This is a genomic window from Sphingomonas sp. LR60 (assembly GCF_036855935.1).
In the GTDB taxonomy this organism is placed as follows: Bacteria; Pseudomonadota; Alphaproteobacteria; order Sphingomonadales; family Sphingomonadaceae; genus Sphingomonas.
Genome location: NZ_JASPFK010000002.1, coordinates 15,730 through 31,842, shown reverse-complemented (window position 1 = coordinate 31,842; position 16,113 = coordinate 15,730). Strand labels below are relative to the sequence as shown.

At 63.9% G+C, this 16,113-nt stretch carries 14 protein-coding genes and 2 pseudogenes; 4 read left to right on the top strand and 12 right to left on the bottom strand.

What is annotated here, in order from left to right:
• Positions 1 to 90 precede the first annotated feature (90 nt).
• Positions 91 to 231 (top strand): annotated as a pseudogene (locus QP166_RS18535) (IS5 family transposase); the annotation flags it as partial.
• A gap of 177 nt (positions 232 to 408) precedes the next feature.
• Here the strand turns inward: QP166_RS18535 and purU are convergent.
• Entirely contained in the window at positions 409 to 1,260 is an 852-nt protein-coding gene (purU, locus tag QP166_RS18530; protein WP_333917421.1) for a formyltetrahydrofolate deformylase, read from the bottom strand.
• 190 nt (positions 1,261 to 1,450) lie between these two features.
• On the opposite strand from purU, the gene QP166_RS18525 reads away from it, so the two are divergent.
• Positions 1,451 to 1,807, top strand: coding sequence for a hypothetical protein (locus tag QP166_RS18525; RefSeq protein WP_333917420.1), 357 nt, complete (start codon positions 1,451 to 1,453; stop codon positions 1,805 to 1,807).
• An 88-nt stretch (positions 1,808 to 1,895) separates the two neighbouring features.
• Here QP166_RS18525 and QP166_RS18520 read toward each other — a convergent pair whose 3' ends face one another.
• Both QP166_RS18520 and QP166_RS18515 read right to left on the bottom strand, forming a co-directional pair.
• Complete coding sequence (locus tag QP166_RS18520; protein WP_333917419.1) at positions 1,896 to 2,276, bottom strand: VOC family protein; 381 nt, start codon at positions 2,274 to 2,276, stop codon at positions 1,896 to 1,898.
• Positions 2,277 to 2,483: 207 nt separating this feature from the next.
• Positions 2,484 to 3,116: a tyrosine-type recombinase/integrase gene (locus tag QP166_RS18515; RefSeq protein WP_333917418.1), complete on the bottom strand. Its 633-nt coding sequence runs from the start codon at positions 3,114 to 3,116 to the stop codon at positions 2,484 to 2,486.
• 332 nt (positions 3,117 to 3,448) lie between these two features.
• Here QP166_RS18515 and QP166_RS18510 point away from each other — a divergent pair.
• Positions 3,449 to 4,518: pseudogene (locus QP166_RS18510) on the top strand (NAD(P)H-dependent flavin oxidoreductase).
• Positions 4,519 to 4,590: 72 nt separating this feature from the next.
• Here QP166_RS18510 and QP166_RS18505 read toward each other — a convergent pair.
• The 4 genes from QP166_RS18505 to QP166_RS18490 form a co-directional block, all read right to left on the bottom strand.
• On the bottom strand, positions 4,591 to 4,908 hold the full coding sequence (locus QP166_RS18505; protein ID WP_082441649.1) for a putative quinol monooxygenase: 318 nt from the start codon (positions 4,906 to 4,908) through the stop codon (positions 4,591 to 4,593).
• Between the two features lie 29 nt (positions 4,909 to 4,937).
• A complete protein-coding gene (locus tag QP166_RS18500) occupies positions 4,938 to 5,459 on the bottom strand; it encodes an SDR family oxidoreductase (protein WP_333917488.1) in 522 nt (173 codons plus the stop codon).
• Between the two features lie 22 nt (positions 5,460 to 5,481).
• A complete protein-coding gene (locus tag QP166_RS18495) occupies positions 5,482 to 5,712 on the bottom strand; it encodes an SDR family NAD(P)-dependent oxidoreductase (protein WP_333917417.1) in 231 nt (76 codons plus the stop codon).
• A gap of 63 nt (positions 5,713 to 5,775) precedes the next feature.
• A complete protein-coding gene (locus QP166_RS18490) occupies positions 5,776 to 6,756 on the bottom strand; it encodes an aldo/keto reductase (protein ID WP_192191490.1) in 981 nt (326 codons plus the stop codon).
• Between the two features lie 166 nt (positions 6,757 to 6,922).
• On the opposite strand from QP166_RS18490, the gene QP166_RS18485 reads away from it, so the two are divergent.
• Positions 6,923 to 7,816 (top strand): LysR family transcriptional regulator, encoded by an 894-nt coding sequence (locus QP166_RS18485; RefSeq protein WP_056422376.1) that lies wholly within the window; start codon positions 6,923 to 6,925, stop codon positions 7,814 to 7,816.
• A 357-nt stretch (positions 7,817 to 8,173) separates the two neighbouring features.
• Here QP166_RS18485 and QP166_RS18480 read toward each other — a convergent pair whose 3' ends face one another.
• The 5 genes from QP166_RS18480 to QP166_RS18460 all read right to left on the bottom strand — a co-directional run bounded on the left by QP166_RS18480 (position 8,174) and on the right by QP166_RS18460 (position 15,881).
• Positions 8,174 to 9,592, bottom strand: a complete 1,419-nt coding sequence (locus QP166_RS18480; RefSeq protein WP_333917416.1) for an ISNCY family transposase — start codon at positions 9,590 to 9,592, stop codon at positions 8,174 to 8,176.
• Positions 9,593 to 9,754: 162 nt separating this feature from the next.
• A complete protein-coding gene (locus QP166_RS18475) occupies positions 9,755 to 10,111 on the bottom strand; it encodes an STAS/SEC14 domain-containing protein (protein ID WP_333917415.1) in 357 nt (118 codons plus the stop codon).
• Between the two features lie 51 nt (positions 10,112 to 10,162).
• On the bottom strand, positions 10,163 to 11,638 hold the full coding sequence (locus tag QP166_RS18470) for a glucoamylase family protein (RefSeq protein WP_333917414.1): 1,476 nt from the start codon (positions 11,636 to 11,638) through the stop codon (positions 10,163 to 10,165).
• A gap of 92 nt (positions 11,639 to 11,730) precedes the next feature.
• Positions 11,731 to 14,814, bottom strand: a complete 3,084-nt coding sequence (locus QP166_RS18465) for a TonB-dependent receptor (protein WP_333917413.1) — start codon at positions 14,812 to 14,814, stop codon at positions 11,731 to 11,733.
• Positions 14,811 to 15,881 carry a LacI family DNA-binding transcriptional regulator gene (locus QP166_RS18460; protein ID WP_333917412.1) on the bottom strand — a complete coding sequence of 357 codons (1,071 nt, stop codon included), beginning with the start codon at positions 15,879 to 15,881 and terminating at the stop codon, positions 14,811 to 14,813. Before QP166_RS18460 ends, QP166_RS18465 begins: the two co-directional genes overlap by 4 nt.
• Positions 15,882 to 16,113 lie beyond the last annotated feature (232 nt).

The following is a 16,113-nucleotide window of genomic DNA, read 5'->3' as shown; positions in this document are numbered from 1 at the left end:
GCTTCCTTCCATTCCAACGAAAGGATCGCACCATCAAACCGTGGGATCAAACAGGCTGGCGGCAGCAGGTGCCGAGCCAAAGCCGGTCATTTTGACGCGACCTACCTGAAGGCGCACCGCACGGCATCGAGCCTGCGGGTTAGAAAGGATCTCGGCCGCCTAATCGGGCGCATCAAAGGCGGCATGAACATCAAGCTCCATGCCATCGCCGACGCGAACGGCCGCCCTTTACATCGCTCTGCGGTTTCAAGCCGAAGTGCGACGCGCCTTGTGGCAGCGGGGGCAGCGTGGAGCCCCCAAACAGCTCAGCGCTGCCCCCGCTGAGACGCTGTCCTATCGGTTCTTGCACTCGAGCTTCCCAATCGGAAAATGCGCAACTTACCACTCTCACCACAAGCCGAGGATGTTTCAGCCTTTAAAGACGATCGTCTTCTTGCCGTTACGGATAACCCTGCGCGCCACATGCCAAGCGACGGCCTGCCCCAGTACTTGATTTTCAATCTCGCGACCCTTGCGAACGAGATCGTCGGGTGAATCCTCATGGGTCACGCTTTCGACGCCTTGGTGGATGATCGGCCCCTCATCCAGATCGGCGGTGACGTAATGAGCGGTCGCGCCAATCATCTTCACGCCGTGGGCGTGAGCTTGATGATAGGGTTTCGCGCCCTTGAAGCTGGGCAGGAAGCTGTGATGAATGTTGATGCAGCGGCCCGACAGATGGGCGGCCAGATTATCCGACAGGATCTGCATGTAGCGTGCGAGCACGACCAACTCGGCGCCGCTGTCTTGCACCAACACCTTGATGCCGGCTTCCTGCTGCGCCTTGGTGTCGCGCGTAACCGGCAGATGGTGGAAGGGAATGTCCCGAAGATCGGTTGCGGTCAGCGCCGTGGCCGGATGGTTCGATGCGATCCCGACGATCTCAATTGGAATCTCCCCGATCCGCACCTTGTAGAGCAGGTGCGCCAGGCAGTGATCGAACTTCGACACCAGGATCAGGACTTTGACGGGCTGGTTTGTCGGTACCAGCTTCCACTCCATATCAAATCCTTCGCCGAGGGTTGCAACCGCAGCCGCCAGTACGGTTTGTTCGCGCCCGCTTTCGAAGACGACTCGGAGGAAGAAGCGGCCTGTCTCACGATCCTCGAACTGGCGGGATTCAAGGATGTTGCCGTCATTCTCGAAGATGATCCTGCTGACGCTGTAAACGATGCCGGGACGGTCCGGGCAGTCGATGACCAGCGTGTAGGATCGTGACATTCGCTGTTCTCCGAAAGCGTGGCTGGCGGCGGAAGGGACGCGCTGGCTTACGGCGTCACCCAATCCTCGTCCATTGCTCCTGCCTCGTCCGTGCAGCGTAGGCTGAAGGCGCGCGCGAACATTCTCTGGAGGGTACGATCAGCTTCGTTCGACCTCACGCCCGAGTGTGAAAGCTGACTGAGGCGGAACGTTGCTCCGCTTCAAATGCCTGGTTCTGGTGGAGAGCGGTCATTCGCTTGCTGCGCCGCGAGTGCACCGATATCCCTTCGCGATGGACACCGTTTTCGATCTTTGGTTCACCCGCGAATATGATCATCGCGAGGATACGGAGCTTCATATCGGCATCTATGCATCCGAGCGGGACGCCTTGGCGGCGGTTAAGGCCCTCAAAGAAAAGCCTGGCTTTTCCGATTATCCGGACGGCTTTGATGTCATTCCCACAAAGCTCGGGTTAACCGGCTGGCAAGATGGATTCGTGACAAGCATCGGACCGCCGCCGAAAGACGCGGCTGGAGAGGCATTCGACCTTCCCGGTTGGTTGCAATGAATGTTCGGAGCTGAGCGAGAGCGGAAGGACCGCTTTCAAGAAGCGGTTTAGACCGACCTTGATATCGAAAACGGAGATCGCTTACGCTTTACCTTTTAAATATGAGCTCTATTCCGCGCCCATCCGGGTCGCTCAAGAATAACTGCACCGCACCTACTGCTTCGTCCTCGACTGTTTCAAACGGAATAGATCGCTGACCTAGCGTGTCGCGAACCGCCGGTAGATTGTCGCACAGGAAAGCGACGTGATTGATTGATTGTCGACCAGCCACGATGGAATTTTCAACGCTATCGTCAACCGCGATGTGAAGGACGTCCCGGCCATTAGCATACAGCCACCTTCCATCGATATCAACGGCCGGCCGATGACCTACTTTGAGCCCGACAATACAGACGTAAAAGTCTACAAGCGCATCCAGGCGATCGCTTGTGACGCGTAGGTTGTAGTGATCGAGACCCAACGTTGCCATGTGCCTACCCTATCGTGCTTCAGTCTTCATAATGTGGCTCTAAGGTTGCTCAGGCAATACCCAGACCGACGCTGAAAGGCGCGCTTGGAGAGGCATTCGACCTTCCTTCCTGGTTGCAATGAATGTCCGAAGCTGGGCGGCAGCCGACCGGTCGCTTTTGCCGTTTGCCAGGTCCGGCTTCCCGCTCATGCGAGAAGCCGGTGTCGGTCAGACCTCGACGCCTTCCGCCAAGCTCAGCGCATCTTCCACGTCCACGCCCAGGTAGCGGACGGTATTTTCGATTTTCGCATGGCCGAGCAAGATCTGCACAGCGCGCAGATTACCTGAGGCCTTATAGATGATGGATGCCTTGGTACGTCGAAGGGAGTGCGTTCCGTATTCTTCGGGGCGTAAACCGACACCGTCCACCCATTCGGCGACCAGCCTGGCGTACTGTCGCGTGCTGAGCGGGCGAGCATGATCCGTTCGGCTCGGAAAGACATAATCGGCGAGAGAGCCACCGCGCCTCTCTAACCAAGCCAGCAGGCTTGCTCGCGCGTCCGCCATCAGCTCGAACTGAACGGCCCTCCCGGTTTTCGCCTGAACGACGATCGCCCGGCTGCGCACATGGCCGCCAAGAACGATGTCACCAATCCTCATCTTCAGGACGTCGCAACCGCGCAGCTTGCTGTCGATGGCGAGATCAAAAAGCGCCCGATCACGCAGTCGGCGGTGCTGGTCGAGGAAGAAGCGAATGGCCCAAACCTGCCGTGGTTTGAGGGCGCGCTTGGCACCAACCTTCCGCCCAACATTCCAGGGGCGGCGTTCACCTGCATTTGGATCGAACTCTGACGTACCCATTGCCGTTCTCCGTGACCACCATGGCCAACGGAGCAACGGGTCTGACGTCGGTAGCCGGTCATATCTCCGGAAAAGCGGCCAGTCGGCTGCCGCCCAATCCTTGTCATTTAGCTGGCACCGACGCCTTCCCAAAACCGGTCGTTCGTTCATGTGACCCGTAGTGGCCGACATTGGGGACTTTCCCGCTAGTCAGCTTTCAGGATTGGGACGGTCGAAAGCCGCCGGTATGTGGTGGCACAACCGTTCGGTTGTGACACCTTATGAAGCTTTAGCGATGCCCGGTAGATTGGTAGTCTTCTCGATGGGCAGCCAAGCTCGCGTTGAGGTGTCAGATGCCGACTTCTGTGATCGATCGACTAGGCTTGTCTGTCCCCCTCGTTCAGGCCCCGATGGCAGGGGTATCCACACCGGCCCTTGCGGCCGCGGTATCCAACGAAGGCGGCTTAGGGTCGATCGGCGTTGGCGCAACCGATGCTATCGGCGCACGCGGCATGATCGAGGAGACGCGCGCGCGGACCGGTCGAGCGTTCAACGTCAACCTGTTCGTTCATGGCACCGCCAATGCGGATCCTGTCGGGGAAGCCGCTTGGCTCGACTGGCTCGCGCCGGTTTTCGCGGAGTTTGATGCCAAGCCCCCGTGGCACTTCGAACGATCTACAAAAGCTTCGCCGACGATGCCGACATGCTGACGATGCTGTTGGAACTAGCGCCGCCCGTTATCAGCTTTCATTTTGGCTTGCCCTCAATTGAGGTCATCACGGCGCTGCGCGAGCGGGGCGTCGTGATCATGGCCACGGCCACCAGCCTGCACGAAGCCCGTGCGATCGAGGCGGCTGGCATTGACGCGATTGTCGCACAGGGGATCGAAGCTGGCGGCCATCGTGGTGTGTTCGATCCCGCCGCGCCAGACGACGCGCTCGGTACTGTCGCACTGACGCGGCTTCTGGTGCTCAAGACCAGACTTCCGGTGATAGCGGCGGGGGGCATCATGGACGGTGCCGGGATCGCCTCGGCGCTCAATCTGGGCGCAGTTGCGGCGCAGCTCGGCACCGCCTTCATTGCGTGCCCCGAGAGCGCTGCCGATGACGCCTATCGTGCCGCGCTCACGGGGCCAGGCGCTTACCACACGACCCTGACGTCGCTCATTTCGGGCCGATCCGCTCGGGCGCTCGCCAACCGGTTCACCGGACTTACGGCTACGGTTGGCGATCTCCGGCCCCCTGATTACCCTATTGCGTATGACGCCGGTAAAGCACTGCACGCGGTCGCCAAGGCCAAAGGAGAGCATGGTTTCGGTGCTCAATGGGCCGGGCAAAGCGCACCGTTAGCGCGGGCGATGCCGGCGGCCGAGCTGGTCCAGGCGCTTCGAGCAGAGTGGGAGAGCTGTCGGGGCACGCAATGAGGACAGTCGCTTTGCTCAGCCATCCCACTCTCGCGTCCCGTTGAACCTTCATTTGCGGGAAGGTGCGCGTGGTCAGGCAGGGTCGGACATCCTGCGACTATGCAGATGCTCCAGTGGTGATGAGAGCAGCGGCGAAAGCTGATCCACGACGCGCGTAACGTTCGGATGGACGGCATGCGAGGCCAGCGCAGCCTCCGATGCCCAACCGTCGAGAAGTACGAACGTGTCGGGACGGTCCCGCTCCTGATAGAGATCATAGTAGAGGCAACCGGCTTCCCCTCGCGCCGGCGCGACAAGCTCCAGGAGCAGTTCGCCGACGCGGTCCCGATGCTCAGGCTGGGCATGTACGGTGCAGACGATGTGAATTTCGTCCTGTTTGCTCGTCGTCATCGATCGACTTTTCGTTGCTGATTCAGACATCAGGCCTTGCCCGCGTAGACGCGGGTCATGCCGCCATCGACGACGAGATCGATGCCGCGCACGTACTTGCTGGCATCGGATGCCAGGAAGACCAGGGCGTCACCCATTTCGCGAGAGGTGCCGACCCGGCCTGCCGGGATCTCCTTCGACACGCGCTCGACATACGCATCGACGTCCGCCGGGCTCATGCCCTGCTCGTCGCTATATCCTTCGGTCGGGACGACGCCGGGGCTGATCGTGTTGACCCGGATGTCGCGGTCCTTGAGGTCGGTCGTCCAGCTCCGCGCCAGCGAGCGGACCGCGGCCTTGGTGGCGGCGTAAACCCCGAAGCCGGGCAGGCCCATGTCGGCGGTGATCGAGGCATTGAGGATCACCGACGCGCCGTGGCTCAGCACGCCGAGCATCGACTGGACGGTCAGGATCACGCCCTTGAAGTTGACGCCGATCTCCTTGTCGATCTGCGCCTCGGTGAGGTCGGGGAACGGCGTTGCATGGCCGAGGCCCGCATTGGCGAAAAGAATGTCGAGCTTGCCGTGGCGTTGCCTAATTTTGTTCAGCGACAGCGGTCATGTCGGTCTTGCTCGAAGCATCGGCTTCGATCCCGATCGCCGAACTGCCGAGGCGGGCCACGGCGGTATCGAGCGCTTCCTTGCCGCGGCCTGTGATGTAAACGAACGCGCCTTCCTCAATCAGTCGCTGCGCCGAGCCGAAGCCGATGCCCTTCGATCCGCCGGTGACGAGCGCGATCCGGCCCTCCAATACGGGGGTGTTCATGATGCAATGTCCTTGTGAGACGTGTGGGAAGCGGGCGGCGCGAGGCGCGCCGCCCGGATGCGCTTAGCGGTCGATCGTCGCCTGCATGGCGGGCGTGTAGCGGTCGCCTGTCACCGGGACCTGCGCCAGCAGATCGCCCAGGGACTTCAGATCGTCCGCGGTCAGATCAACGTCCGCACCGCCCGCGTTCTCTTCCATGCGGTGCTTCTTCGTGGTGCCCGGGATCGGCACGATCCAGGGCTTCTGCGCAAGGAGCCAGCCGAGCGCGACCTGTGCCGGCGTCGCGGCCTTCGCCTCGGCGATCTCGCCGATGCGCTTGACCAGGTTGGCGTTGGCCTCCCGCGCTTCGTCCTGGAAGCGTGGCAAATTATTGCGGATGTCGCCCTCTGCGAACTTGGTAGCGGTGTCGATCTTGCCGGTCAGGAAGCCCTTGCCGAGCGGGCTGAAAGGCACGAGGCCGATGCCAAGCTCGTCGAGAACCGGGAAGAACTCATCCTCCAGCTCACGGCTGAACATCGAATACTCGCTTTGCAGCGCCGCGACCGGCTGCACCGCATGGGCGCGCCGGATGTTGGCGATGCCGGCTTCGGACAAGCCGAAGTGCCGGACCTTACCCTCGGCGATGAGGTCCTTCACCGTACCGGCGACATCCTCCATCGGCACGTTCGGATCGACGCGGTGCTGATAGAACAGGTCGATCACGTCCGTCTTGAGGCGCTTTAGCGACTGCTCGGCGACAAGGCGAATGCGGGCCGGGCTGCTGTCGAGGCCGGCGGCCGAGCTTCCGTCCTTGAAGCCGAACTTCGTCGCGATCACCACCTTGTCGCGGAACGGCTGCACCGCTTCGCCCACCATCTCCTCGTTGGCGGCGCCATAGGCCTCCGCGCTGTCGAAGAAGGTGATGCCGCGGTCATAGGCGGCGCGGATCAACGCTACTGCGTCCGACGTATCGGTCGCCGGGCCGTAGCCGAAGGTCAGGCCCATACAACCCAGACCGATCGCCGAGACTTCGGGTCCGTTGCTTCCAAGAATGCGGGTTTTCATCATGATCGCTTTCCGGCCCGTGACGGGCTCATCCATGCTGTTCGATGGATGTGAAATAGCCTTTCGGACCTATCAGGATTAGACATGAAAGCATGCAAGAGGATATGAGCATTGCTCATGAAACTCGCGTTATCGCACATCAGGCCTCCCGATACGCGGCCCGTTTATGGCGCGTGAGAACCTCAACGATCTGGTCGCGTTCGTTGCGGTCGCACGGGAGCGCAGCTTCACGCGGGCGGCGGCTCAACTCGGCGTTTCACAATCCGCACTAAGCCATACTCTCCGGGCGCTTGAAGAGCGCATCGGCGTTCGCCTGCTGACGCGCACCACAAGGAGCGTGGTGCCGACAGAAGCCGGCGATCGGCTGCTTGCCACGGTGGGAAACCATTTGGACGGAATCGAGGCGGGATTGGCGGAGCTGGGCGAGCTGCGCGATAAGCCGGCCGGCCATTTCCGCATAACGTCCACCGAGCATGCAGCGGAAACCCTTTTGTGGCCCGCCATGGAGACGATCGCCAACTCATATCCCGACATCACACTGGAGATCGTGATCGACGTCGGCCTGTCGAATATCGTAACCGAGCGGTACGATGCTGGCGTGCGGATCGGCGAAGCGATCGAGAAGGATATGATTGCCGTCCGCATCGGGCCTGATCTTGAGATGGCCGTCGTCGGAACGCCCGCCTATCTCGAAGCACGCGGCCTGCCCGAAAGCCCTCAGGACCTTGTAGGTCACAACTGCATCAACCTGCGCCTGGTTTCCGCAGGAGCCCTTTACGCGTGGGAGTTCGAGAAGGACGGACGACAGATCAACGTGCGTGTCGATGGCCAGTTCACGTTCAATACCTCAGGCCTGATCCGCAAGGCCGCCCTTGCCGGTCACGGTCTGGCGTCCATTCCCGTTGACCAGGTTCAGGATGATCTCGCCTCCGGCAGGCTGGTGCGCGTGCTGGCTGACTGGTGTCCGCCGTTCTCGGGCTATCACCTGTATTATCCGAGCCGACGACAAAACTCCTTGGCGTTCCGTTTGCTGGTCGATGCGCTGCGCCTCAGGAGCTAGTCTGCGACAGAATTTCGCTCAAAGATCGAGAGCCTTCACAGTGCGTATCGGGACGGCTTGGTTGAAGGTGATGGCGTGCAACAAATAACAGCCGAAGGTGTCAGAACCGGTCGGTTTTGACGCTGCAGACGCGACCACGGTTTTTCGCGGGTTTGCGTGTGTCAGAACCCCGGTCCAGAATGTCAGCTTCCAAGACCGGCAACTTGCCTCGGCTACGACCGCCTTTGGGTCGCTAGCCGCCGTTTCGAAAGGCTAGCCTCAATGGCAGCTATCGCATTTTTCCGCCCAAAAGCGGTCGGGCAGGAATCCACCAACTTCAGACGCCCCGGCAATTCGCATCTGGCGCACTAGCGGACGTTACCGGGCGTACTCGCCCAGGCCGCGTGCAACCAACTCCTCATTGGACAGGCGAGGCCCGCTCTTGAGGCGGCTGTTGCCCAGCGTGCGGCGATCCAGCTTTGGCCCGGAGGGAGCAGGCAAGGTCGCCTTGAAGACGCCGGCGGGCTGGGCAGTGCGCGCCGGCTCGTTGTTGTTGCGCTTGCCGTGGTGCGGCTGAGCCTGCTGGATGGCATGTGCCAGCGCCAAGGCCGCGTCGAGGTGCTTGTTGTCGACCACGGGCGCCTGGTTCACCCTGCGCATCTTGTCGAACATGCGATAGGGCAGGGCCGTGCCCTTGTGCTGGATCTCGAGCCGACCGTCTGGGTACTCGCACACGTCCACCTTCTTGCGCGCAAGCGCCTGCGCCACAGGCGAGGGCTCCAGTATGAACATGGCTTTATTGTAGTGCAGGGTGAGGGCACCGGTGACGGTGCGCTGCTCGCGCCACACCATCTCCGCCTGGAGATCCTCGTGAACGGACAGCGGTCGGTGCAGATCGCGCGGGTCGAACGGCGCCTTGGCGAACCGACGATTGTGCTGCGCCATGTAGGAGGGGAGGAAGGCGTTGGCTTGTTCGATGGTGCAGATGCGGTGAAGCCGCATGGCTTTGACCAGCCGGTCCTGCAGCGTGGCGTTGGCCCGCTCGACGCGCCCCTTCGCCTGCGGCGAGTTCGCGCAGATGAGCTCGATGTTGAGGCGATCCAGCGCGCGCCCGAGGTGGGTCATGCCGTCGCCGTTCGCCGAGGCCGTGTTGTTGCGGAAGGCGCTGTGCTTGTCCGTGTAGAGGGCAACGGGCTTGCCATGTCGCTCCAGGTACGTCCGCGTGGCACGCATGTAGGAGAAGGTGCTCTCGCTCTCAACCATCTCGAGGTGCATGAGCTCGCTGGTCGCATCGTCAATGAACACCAGAAGCGTGCACTGGGGCCCGCGGTCCTCAAACCACCAGTGCTTCGAGCCGTCGACCTGAACAAGCTCACCGCGGCAGTCGCGCCGATAGCCTGGCTGGTGGAGCTGGGAGCGCTTCGCGACCTTGGCCTTCCACAGTCCCGCCTCGATCATGATCTGCCGCAACGTCTCCCGCGCGAGCCCGAGGCCGTGCCGCTCGGCGAGGTACTCGCGCGCCAGCGTTGGTCCAAAGTCAGCGTAGTTCTCACGCACAAGCGCAACGACCTCGGCACGGAAGGCATCGCTGAGCCGCCTGTTGCTCGGCCGCCCGCGTTTGCGCGAGACGAGCCCCGCAGCACCATCCTGTCTGAGGCGATCGAGCAGCCGGTACACCTGCCGCCTTGCCAGGCCGAGCAGCTCCATCGCGTCCGCGATCCGGATCTCGCCGCGATCAAGCCGCATCAGCGTGTCGAAGCGGGTGATCTCAGCAGAACTCATCGCCAGCACCGTCATACAATGCGCGTCCTCGTTGCCGAGAACGGCCATGGCACCGTCAGCCCGCCGATGGTACAAAGAGTGCCATTTCTATCTGGCGGGATGGTGTCATTTGTACTTGGCGCTTACAATCCTCGAGCAAATTCATCCCCGATAAGCAATCTTATGTAAACTGCCGCCCTATTTCCCCGTTACCCACGCCTCGGCTTCGTCCACCGCAGTGAAATACGCCGCCTCGCGCTCCGATGCCGCGCGCTTGATCTGCAGCCGCGCCAGCGAGCGCGCGACGACGAACGCCAGCCGGCGTGACGTGTGCCGCGGGTCGGCGAGCACCTGCTGGAAGGCGGTGACCGTCTCCTGCGACTGGATCTGCATCGCGCGCATGTCGACCAGCGTTACATGCGCATTGGGGCCGCAGCGCAACTGGCGGTGCGCGGCGTCGCGCGCGGCGACGAAGCGCTCGACATCGTCGGGGGTGAAGAACCCGGCCAGCGTGATCCGCACCAGATCGCGATGGGGCTCTACGTCGAAGGACATGCGCGGCGTCATCCGCGAGCCTCTAACGGTTAACTATAGGAAGTCTTTCACTTATGTCGGTGAAAGCCACCCGCCTGCGAACCCGGCGCGCTCCAGCCCAGCGCGAATGTACGGGTTCTTCTGCATCGTCTTCCAGATAAGGCCGCTGCGCCAATTCTCGATCATGCACGCGATCGGCCCCTGGTCGATGCCGAGGAAATCGTCCGCGACCCAGCCGATATAGGGCACGACCTTGCCGTGCTGGAGCTTGACGTCGGTCAGCGTCAGCGTCGGGTTGAAGCTGTCGCGAAAGCCGTAGCGGTCGTAGATCGCGGTGCCGTAGGTCGAATACATCGCGCGTGCCGCGGGCAGCACGATCTCGGGCGCGAACGCCACCGAGCCGAGCGCGGCGGTCGGCGCGATCGTCCCGTCGTCGCGGTCGCCGGGGCCGCGCGCCGAATACGAGAAGAATTCGCGGTTGCGCCCGTCGATCTCGCGGACGAAGTCGCCCGGCCCGTCGCACGCGGTCAGCCCCCAGACGTTCTCGCCATAGCCGCGCCAGCCGGCCGGGTTGCGCATCGCATAGCGGCGCTGCGCATAGGTGGCGCGGCGGCTGTTCTCGAAATAATCGAACCCGCGCCGCTTCGAATAGGTGTCCATGACGCCGCGGAAGTCGATCCACACCTGGCTGTACTGATGCCCGAACAGTGGCGGGAAGGCGGTGAAGGGATTGGCGTAATTCTCGTCCCACGACGGGTCGAACTTGGCGGTCCACGCATCCCAGGTGGTCGGCGGCAGCGCGTGGGTCGGCGATCCGAGCGCGAGCACGTACAGGATCAGGCTCTCGTTATAGATGTTCCAGTCGGAGCCGATGAACCCGCTCTCGGGATGCCAGCCCATCGAGACGAACGGCTTGCGCGGGGTGATCCAGTCCCATTCGACCGCGCGATAGAGCTGGTCGGCGAGCGCGCGGATCTCGCGTTCGGCAGGATCGGCCTCGTCATCGAACCACGTCTGCGCGAACAACACCCCGCCGAGCAGCAGCGCGGTGTCGATCGTCGACAGCTCGGTCCGGGCGAAGCGATGCCCCTTGGTGACGCCGAGGAAGTGGTAGAAGAAGCCCTTGTAGCCGCTGACCCCGTCCTTGCCCGGCCCCTGCGGCGCATTGGCGAAGAAGCGCAGCGTGGCGAGCGTGCGCTGCGCGGCCGCGGCGCGCGTGATCCAGCCGCGCGTCGCCGCGATCGGATAGGTGGTGAGCGCGAAGCCCACCGCGGCGATCGAGGCAAAGCTCGGCGTCGGCCAGCGATCGGGGGCGAGCCCGGTCACCTGATCGGTGGTGTTCCAGAAATAGCTGACGGTGCGGCGCTGGATGTCGTCCATCAGCGGGTCGCTGGCGCTGGCGGGCGTGGTGCCGATCTCGGGCAGCACGCCGGGGAACGCCAGCCGCGGCGCCTGCTTGGGGGCGAGCGGCCCGGCGGTGCACCCCGCCAGCCACCCCGCCCCGCCGAGCGCGGTCGCGCGCAGGATGTCGCGTCGGTCGAACGTCATGCGGTCCTTTCCGTCATCCTTGCCCCTGTGATCGTCATTCCTGGCCCCTTGCCGTCACCCCGGCCTTGAGCCGGAGTGACGGTGAGGAGGCATCAGAAGTTGAACCCCGCCGACAGCTTCACCGTCCGCGGCGGGTTGCCGCCGATGCTGTAGGTCGACACTTCGCGATAGACGCTCGGCGAACCGGGGGTGCGCGTCGTGTCGCCGGGGTCGTTGTTATAGTCGACGTAATTGCGGTCGTTCATCGCGTTGATGATGTCGACGCGGATGCGGATCCGCGTCTCGTCGCTGATGAAGCCCAGCGGCACGTACTTGGTGAACGCCAGGTCGAGCTGACGCCGGCCCCAGCGATCGCCCAGCCCGAACACTTCCGAGCCGACCAGCGTTCGCTGATACGGTGTCGAGGTGTTGAGCAACGCGCGCTGGAAGGTCGGGCTCTCGATCTGGAACTTCGCCGACAGCGTCACGCCCAGCGGCGTATCGGTGCTGCCCGCCACCACGAAGCGGTGCCGCGGCACCACGCCCGAACGCAGCATCGGGTAATCCGAGGCCTTGGGGAAATCGAGCAGGAAGTACGACGACTGGTCGTTGTTCGGCCGGTTATCGACCGCCGCGGTGAAGGTGTAGGTGGCGTCGATGCTCCACGGCGAGGCCGCCGAATAGGCCTTGGTCAGCTTGGCATAGGCCGAGTCCGCCTTCGTCTCGAGCCCGTTGTCGCCCAGGATGATCGCGCCGTAACCCGCGGGCGCGAAGCCGGTGTTCGGGCTCTGCGGCGTGCCGTCGGTCGGCGACGGTGCGAAGAACGAGCCGTCGGTGCGGCGCGTGCCGAGCAGATAGACGAACCCGTCCTTGCTGACGATCCGCGTATAGCCGACCTCGACCTCGACCGGATTGAACCGTCCGCGCAGCCCCAGGCTGAACTGGTCCGAATACGGCACCTTCAGGTCGTTGTTGATGAAGCGGAACTCGCGCCCGCCCGGGCTGCCGCCCGCGATCAACTGCTGGCGGCCAGCCTCGGTCAGATAGACCGGGTCCCAGGGGATGCAATTCGGCCCCGGAGTGCACGGGTTCACCGTATCGGCGTTCTGGAACAGGAACTCGCGACGCTGGAAGCGGCCGTTCGACAGCTCCTGCTGGAGGAAGTCGAACTGGTTGCGGTCGTAGGAGCGGCCATAGCCGCCGAACACCGTGAACCGGCCCTGCTCGTCGAGGCGATAGGTGAAGCCGACGCGCGGCTGCCACGCGCCCTTGAACGCCTTCCGCTGGCTGCCGTTGGTGATGTAATCGTTGATGTTATAGTCGGCGTTGACCAGGTTCGGGTAATTGGCCGGCGACACCGCGGTCACGTTCTCGGCCGGCGTCACGTAATTGAGGAACGCCGGGGTCCGCTCGTAATCCCAGCGCAGCCCGAGGTTCAGCGTCAGCCGGTCGGTCACGTCCCAATCGTCCTGCGCATACAGGCCGAGCTGGAAGTTCTTCGACCGGATGCGCGGATCGCCGAGCGGGCCGATCGCGCCGAATTGCAGGCTGTACGGCGTCTCGTCGTTGAACCCGCTCGCGACCGGCAGCGTCGAGTCATACAGGTACAGCGGGTTGATCAGATTCTGCTCGAGCGAGTTGAGCGTCACCCACTTCGCCTTCGCGCCGACCTTGAACGTATGGTTCTCGACGCCGGTCCAGGTGAAATCGTCCTGGATCGTCCAGCCCTTCTGCCCCTTGTCCTGGAAGCCGAGCCCGGCGCCGGTGCGGAACAGGTCGAAGGTCGAGGTGCTGGTGCCGTTGCGCGTCGTGGTGCGGAACTGCTGGCCGATGCCGTTCTCGGCCGGCTGCGGCGACCAGGCGACGTCTTCATAGGAAAGGCGGATGTCGTTGATCCACTTTTCCTCGCTATGCTGCCAGCGCAGCATCCCGCGCTTCTCGTCGACCTTGCTCAGCGTGCGCGTCGAGAAGGCGGCATTGCCGTTGCCGATCTGCACGCCGGTCTCGTTGCGATATTTGCCCGTCAGCTCGATCAGGTCCTTGTCGGTCGGCTCGAAGTCGATCTTGCCGAAATACAGGTCCTGGCTGAACGTCGAATTCGCCGAGCCGAAGATGTCCTGGTACTTCGCGGGCAGGCTCGACACCGCCACGCCGTTGGTGGGCAGGATGTCGATCGGCACCTGCCGGCGCTTGCCTTCGTAGCTGACGAAGAAGTGCGCGACGTCCTTGACGATCGGCCCGCCCAGCGCGGCGCCGAACTGCTTGTCCTCCGAGGCGATCTTGGCGATCTTGTTCGGGAAGATCTCGGTCGGGCGGCGTTCGCGCAGGCTCTGGTTGGTGAAGTCGAAGAAGCCTTCGCCGTGGAATTCGTTGGTGCCCGATTTGGTGCCCGCGATGATCGCGACCGAGCTGACCTGATCCAGCTCCGCCTTGTAGTTCGACGACAGCACCTGATACTCGCCGATCGCGAGCTGCGGGAACGGATTGCCCGGCGAGCTGTCCTGCCCGGTCAGGCCGCCGCGCAGCACGTAATCCTTCTGGCTGACGCCGTCGATGAACACGTTGACCGAGTTCGACCCCTGCGCACCGCCCTGGATGCGCGAGCTGCCGTCGGAGCCCTCGAGGAAGCGCACGCCCGGCGCGAGATCGGCGAAGGCGAGGAAGTTGCGGCTGTTCTGCGGAAGCTGCTCGATCAGCCGCGGGGTGATGTTGACGCCCACCTGCCCGCCGGACAGCGAGCGGATGCGGCTGCCGGTGACGATGATATCGCCTTCCTGCGCTTCTGCAGGAGGCGGCGCGGTCTCGCCGGCGGTGTTGTCGGCGGGTGCCGGTTGCGCCGGGGCGGCTGCGGTGGTCAGGTCGAGGTCGAGCCCGGCGTTCTGGCCGACGCGCAGCGTGAACTGGTCGGAATTGCGCGTGCCCTTCTGGAGGCGGATCTCCAGCCGGTACGCGCCCGCGCGCAGCGACGGGAAGTTATAGCTGCCGTCCGCACCGGGCACGACGGTGCGGCGGAAGCCGGTGTCGACCTCGACCAATGTCACGTCCTGCACCGGATTGTCGGGTGCCGAGCGGATCACGCCGCGCAGCGCCGCCTGCCCTGCCTGCGCCGCGGCCGGCGCGCTCCACGTCACCGCGGTGCCCAGCCCTGCCAGCATCGTCGCGCCGGCGAGCGCCAGCCGGAAAGCGTTGCTCTTCATATCCCTTGTCCCTGCCTGCTTGTTTCTATTGTCGTTTCACGCACCACCAGATGCGGGACGATTGCCTCGTCCGCTCCGCTGGATGCATCTTCCAAAAACCCGTCACGCGTCGCGGCGATCCGTGCCGCAAGCTGTGCGACCGCGCGCGCGCCCATCGCGGCGATGTCGATCGCGACGCTGGTCAGTGCCGGCGACACGAGCCGCGCGAGCGGAATGTCGTCGAACCCGGCGACCGCCACTTGTTCGGGCACCGAAACGCCGTGGCGCTTGAGCGCCATCAATGCGCCGATCGCCATCATGTCATTGCCTGCGAAGATCGCGTCGGCCTCCAGCGTCCCCGCCGCGACGCACTCGCCGACCACCGCGCCGCTGCCCTCGCGAAAGTCGCCCTCGACGACGCTCAGCGCCACGCCCGCAGCCGCGGCGGCTTCCTCCGCGCCCGCGCGGCGTTCCTGCGCGTCGAGATTGTCCGCCGGGCCGGAGAGATGGACGATCCGCTGCGCGCCGGCCGCCGCCAGATGCGCGACCGCCGCGGCCGCCCCGGCGCGATTGTCGATCCTGAGGCTCGGGCTGCCGTCCTGCGGCGCGCACGCCAGGAACACCGTCGCCACGCCGCGCGGCATATGCTGCGCGACGACCGCCGGATCGAGTTGCGGCGCCATCACCACCAGCCCGTCGACCTGCCCGCGCAACGCCGCCAGCGTGTCGAGCCCGCGCCCGTCGTGGAGCACCGTCAGCAACAGCCCCAGCCCGCGCGTGCTCGCCTCGCGGTCCATCCCGCGCAGCAATTCGGAGAAGAACTCGCCGTGCAGATCGGGTAGCACCACCCCGATCGCGCCGGTCCGCGCCATGCTCAGGCTGCGCGCCCCGGCGTGCGGCACGTAACCGAGCTGCGCCGCGGCCTCCTCGACGCGCGTCCGCATCGCCGCGCGGACATGATCGCGCCCGTTGAACACCCGCGACACCGATGCGACCGACACCCCGGCCACGCGCGCGACGTCATGGATCGTCGCATGCGTGATCCGCGGTGCGGGGGCGGCACTGGAATTAGGTCGGGCAGGCGACATGGCCGGCAAGGCATCCTCTCGGCAACGCGGGCTTGTAACCGCTTACAGAAACCGCTTACATGAGGTCAGGATGATAATCAATCGCTCGTCATTGCGAGCGCAGCGCGGCAATCCAGGGCCGGATCAGGACGCCCTGGATTGCTTCGATACGCTCACAATGACGAAGGGGTGGGGCACCGGTTGTGTGGCGGAACACCCCCACCTGTCACCCCGGATCAAGTCCCGGGCGACG